The following is a 4478-nucleotide window of genomic DNA, read 5'->3' on the forward strand; positions in this document are numbered from 1 at the left end:
CTGCACGAACATCCCGCCCGAGCCGCAGCACGGGTCATACACCCGCCCGCCGGCCGGTTCGAGCACCTCGACCAGCAACCGCACGACGCTGGGCGGGGTGAAGAACTCGCCACCCCGTTTTCCTTCCGCGCGCGCGAAATTGCCCAGGAAGTACTCGTACACCTCGCCTATCAGGTCCCGGGCCGGATGACCGTCGGGCCCGTCGAATCGCATGGTGTCGAGGAGGTCCATCAGCTCACCGAGGCGGCGCTGGTCGAGGTTCTCGTACAGCCGCGGCAGCCCCGCGGCCTCCATCGCGTCGTCGACGAGCCGGCCGATACTGCCATTTTTTGTGTTGTCCGCCAATACTTTCCAGTCCGAAGCGGCGATGTGTTTGAGGAAGACCAGTCCGAGGACGACGTCCTTGTACTGGCTCGCCGACAGGGCGCCGCGCAGCTTGTTGGCCGCCTTCCAGAGGGTGTCCTTGAGCCCTTTGTCCGTCGCGCGCATCAGCTGGCAGCCCGCAGGGCGGCGGCCAGGTCGCCCCGGGCGGAGACGCTGAACCCGCCCAGGCCCAGCCAGGCGGCCATGGAGTCCAGTTCACCGGCCAGCGCCGCGGCGACGCGGGCCTTGGGCGCGTCGGCCTCGGCGAATGCGCCGAGGACACGCAGCGAGCCGGCGGTCCGGTCGGCCTTGAGGTCGACCCGCGCCACCAGCCGCCCATCCATCAACAGCGGCCACACGTAGTAGCCGTAGCGCCGCTTGGCGGCCGGCGTGTAAATCTCTATGCGGTAATGGAATTCGAAGAGCCGCTGCACGCGGGGCCGGAAGAAGATCAGCGGATCGAACGGGCACAGCAGCGCGGTGCCGCGGTCGGTGCGGGGCACCGTCCGGCCCGCCCGCAGGTACGCCGGCGCGGACCAGCCGTCGACATCGACCCGCTCGATGTCGCCGGCGGCCACCAACTCCGCGATCGCCGGTTTGACCTGGGCGGCCGACAGCCTGAAGTAGTCACGCATGTCGGCCTCGGTGCCCACGCCCAGCGCGGTGGCCGCCCGCAGCGTCAGTTCGCGGATCGCCTCGCCGTCGTCGACCTCCCGGGCCAGCACGCCAGCCGGCAACACCCGCTCCACCAGGTCGTAGTGGCGAGCGAAACCCACCCGGGTGGCCGTGGTGAGCACCCCGGCGGAAAACAGCGCTTCGGCCACCCATTTGGTGTCGCTGCGTGTCCACCAGGCACCCTTTTTGCGTCGCGGCTCGGCGGCCAGATGCGCCTCGATCTGCCCCGCGGTGCTGGGCCCGAGTTCGGCGACGGCGGCCACCACCTCCTCGGCCAGCCGCGGATTGGCCTTGACGATATGGGTTCCCCACCGGCCGTGCCGGTACTGGCGCATCCGCCAGCGCAGCAGCGGCCAGTCCTCGACGGACATCAGCGCGGCCTCGTGCGCCCAGTACTCGGCCAGCAGGCGCGACGAGCGCGGGCCCCAGGCGGCGCGGTCGAGCACGTCACGGTCGTAGGGACCGAGCCGGCTGAAGACCGGCGCGTAGTGGGCGCGCACCGCCACCGACACCGAATCCAATTGCAGCACTTGGATCCTGGAGATCAGCCGCTTCAGATACGCCCGGGTGAGCTCGCCACCGGGCCGGGGCTCGCTAAATCCTTGGGCCGCAACGGCAACCCGCCGGGCCCCAGCGGCGGATAGCCTGCGGGTCGACACGGCGCCGACAATACCGCCCCTTCGGCGGCCCCCGGCGGAGGCCAGCGGAAGCTCAGCCGGCGCGGACCTTACCGTCCAGCGGTGTCAGGGCGCCCTGCTCGGCGGGATTCTTCTGTTCGTCGTAGGCCGACTCGAGCGCGGCCGGAACCCCTTCGAGGTCGCGGTAGACGCCCATCAGCTGCTCGAGGATCTCGATACGCTGCGCGGTCGCCTCGTCCACCGCGCCGCGGGCCTTGTCACGGTAGTGATCGGCCCCCTTTTTCGCGTCACCGAGGAGCTGCTCGCACTCCCGCTCGGCGTTTCGGCGCGCCTCGTCGATCGCCGATTGGGTTTCGGCGCGCATGCCGGCCAGTTCGGCGTCGAGCTTTTTCTTGGTCTCCTCGTACTCGGTTTCCAGCGCTTTTTGCTGCGCGGCCATGTCCGCGAGTACCTCGTCGCGCTTTCGCTCCGCGGCTTCGGCCTCGGAAACGGCCGCCGCGATCAGCGCGTCCGCCTCGGCGCGCGCCTCGGCCTGCATCTCGGCGACCTCGTCGACCGCGCGTCGCAGCATTTTCGCCATCCGCTGCTGCATCGCGTGCGGCGAGGGCGACGTGTCCGTGAGGACGGCGACCTCTTTGCGCAGCGCGGCGGTTTGCTCGCCGGATTCCCGCAGCCTTGCCCGCAGGTTCTCGACGTCGTCGAGCAGTAGCTGCTGCTTGGTGGCCAACATCTCGATGTGGGCATCAACCGCGGCCGCGTCGTAGCCCATGAACTTTCGCGAGAACGTCTTCACGGGTTCGGTTATCACTGCAAATTCCCCCTTTTCCGGAAACGCCTGGTAGACCCTGTGCGACCGACCCCCCGAGTCCGAGTATGTCAGGTCAGGCCTGAGCGCGAGCGGGTGCGCAGACTCCCCGGCGGTAGCTGTGGAAGCGGTACCGCAGCCCCGAGCGGCTGGCCAGCCACTCCCCCGTCTCGCCGACCCAGGTGTCGTCCAGCGCGGGTGCCAGCGCGTCGTCGTCGTCGCGGCGCAGGTCGACCTCGATCTCGGTGACCTCGCATCGGGTGGCGTACGGCAGCGCAAGCAGGTAGACCTGCCCGCCGCCGATCACCCACGTCTCCGGTTCGCCCTCGGTGCGGGCAAAGGCCGCGTCCATGGAGTCGACCACCTGCGCCCCGTCGGCGGCGAAGCCGTCCTCGCGGGACAGCACGAGGTTGCGCCGGCCGGGCAACGGCCGAACCTTGGCGGGTAGCGAGTCCCATGTCCGTCGGCCCATCACCACGGTGTGCCCCATGGTCACCTCTTTGAATCGGGCGAGGTCTTCCGGGACGTTCCACGGGATGCCGCCGGCGCGCCCGATGACGCCGGAGGTCGACTGGGCCCACACCAGGCCCACTGTGTTAGAGCGCCGCTCCTCCTCATCGCTTCGCTCTGCATCGTCGCCGGCGCGCGTCGTACGCGTCATACCGCGACGGGGGCTTTGATGGCCGGGTGCGGATCGTAGTTCTGCACGACGACGTCGTCGTAGGTGTAATCGAAGATCGAATCCCTTTTACCCAGAACGAGTTCCGGGTACGGTCGCGGCTCGCGGCTCAATTGCAGCCGCACCTGCTCGACGTGGTTGTCGTAGATGTGACAGTCGCCGCCCGTCCACACGAATTCGCCGACCGACAGGCCGGACTGGGCGGCCATCATGTGCGTCAGCAGTGCATAGCTGGCGATGTTGAACGGCACCCCCAGGAACAGGTCGGCGCTGCGCTGGTAGAGCTGGCAGCTCAGCCGTCCGTCGGCCACGTAGAACTGGAAGAACGCGTGGCACGGCGGCAGCGCCATCTGCGGGATTTCGCCGACGTTCCAGGCGGACACGATGATGCGCCGCGAGTCGGGGTCGGAGCGCAGCAAATCCAGGGCCGCGCTGATCTGGTCGACGTGCTGGCCCGACGGCGTGGGCCACGAACGCCACTGCACACCGTAGATTGGCCCGAGATCACCTGTGCTGCTTGCCCATTCGTCCCAGATGGTGACTCCGTGCTCATGCAGCCAGCCGACGTTGGAATCACCGCGCAAGAACCACAGCAACTCATAAACCACCGATTTGAGGTGCACCTTCTTGGTGGTGATCAGCGGGAAGCCGGCCGAGAGGTCATAGCGCAGCTGCTGGCCGAACAGGCTGCGGGTTCCGGTGCCGGTGCGGTCGGATTTGGCCGTTCCCCGATCGAGCACCAGGCGCAACAGGTCCTCGTAGGGTGTCGGGATTGGCACGCGGTCAGAATACTGCGAAGCGCACGGAGTAGAACGGGAGCCATGCCGAACATCACCGACGTCGTCACCACGCCCGATGGCACCTGCACCGTTCACCTGTTCACCCCCGACGGCCCGGAGTCCCAAGTCCCGTGGCCCGGTGTGGTCATGTATCCCGACGCCGGCGGCGTGCGGGACACCTTCGAGCAGATGGCCGCCAAGCTGGCCGGATTCGGCTATGCCGTGCTGCTCCCCGACGTCTACTACCGCACCGCCGACTGGGCGCCGTTCGACATGGCGACCGTCTTCGGCGATCAAAAGGAACGGGGCCGCCTGTTCTCGATGATCGGCGGCATCACCCCGGACCGGATGACCGCCGATGCCACCGCCTTCTTCGACTACCTGGCCGCTCGCCCCGAGGTGTCCGGCGAGCGATTCGGCGTGTGCGGCTACTGCATGGGCGGGCGGACGTCGCTGATCGTGGCCGGCCGGGTGCCCGACCGGGTGGCCGCGGCGGCGTCCTTTCACGGCGGCGGCCTGGTGACCGACACCGACGACAG

At 68.6% G+C, this 4478-nt stretch carries 6 protein-coding genes; 1 reads left to right on the forward strand and 5 read right to left on the reverse strand.

The features are described 5' to 3' along the window. The 5 genes from Q0W90_RS23490 to Q0W90_RS23510 form a co-directional block, all read right to left on the reverse strand. Positions 1 to 489 (reverse strand): N-6 DNA methylase (locus Q0W90_RS23490; protein WP_297776969.1); only part of this gene is annotated, 489 nt, incomplete at its 3' end. Next, complete coding sequence (locus Q0W90_RS23495) at positions 489 to 1697, reverse strand: crosslink repair DNA glycosylase YcaQ family protein (RefSeq protein ID WP_297701111.1); 1209 nt, start codon at positions 1695 to 1697, stop codon at positions 489 to 491. The genes Q0W90_RS23495 and Q0W90_RS23490, both read right to left, overlap by 1 nt. 52 nt (positions 1698 to 1749) lie before the next feature. After that, the gene (locus Q0W90_RS23500; protein WP_297776972.1) at positions 1750 to 2484 is read right to left on the reverse strand and encodes a cell division protein DivIVA; all 735 of its coding nucleotides are present in this window, start codon (positions 2482 to 2484) and stop codon (positions 1750 to 1752) included. A 73-nt stretch (positions 2485 to 2557) separates the two neighbouring features. Beyond that, positions 2558 to 3073: a dihydrofolate reductase gene (locus tag Q0W90_RS23505; RefSeq protein WP_297599541.1), complete on the reverse strand. Its 516-nt coding sequence runs from the start codon at positions 3071 to 3073 to the stop codon at positions 2558 to 2560. A gap of 65 nt (positions 3074 to 3138) precedes the next feature. Further along, positions 3139 to 3939 carry a thymidylate synthase gene (locus tag Q0W90_RS23510; protein ID WP_297776974.1) on the reverse strand — a complete coding sequence of 267 codons (801 nt, stop codon included), beginning with the start codon at positions 3937 to 3939 and terminating at the stop codon, positions 3139 to 3141. A 42-nt stretch (positions 3940 to 3981) separates the two neighbouring features. On the opposite strand from Q0W90_RS23510, the gene Q0W90_RS23515 reads away from it, so the two are divergent. Next, positions 3982 to 4478, forward strand: a 497-nt coding sequence (locus Q0W90_RS23515; RefSeq protein WP_297776977.1) for a dienelactone hydrolase family protein, incomplete at its 3' end; no start/stop codon positions are given.

The organism is Mycobacterium sp., assembly GCF_025933915.1.
Classification (GTDB): Bacteria; Actinomycetota; Actinomycetes; order Mycobacteriales; family Mycobacteriaceae; genus Mycobacterium.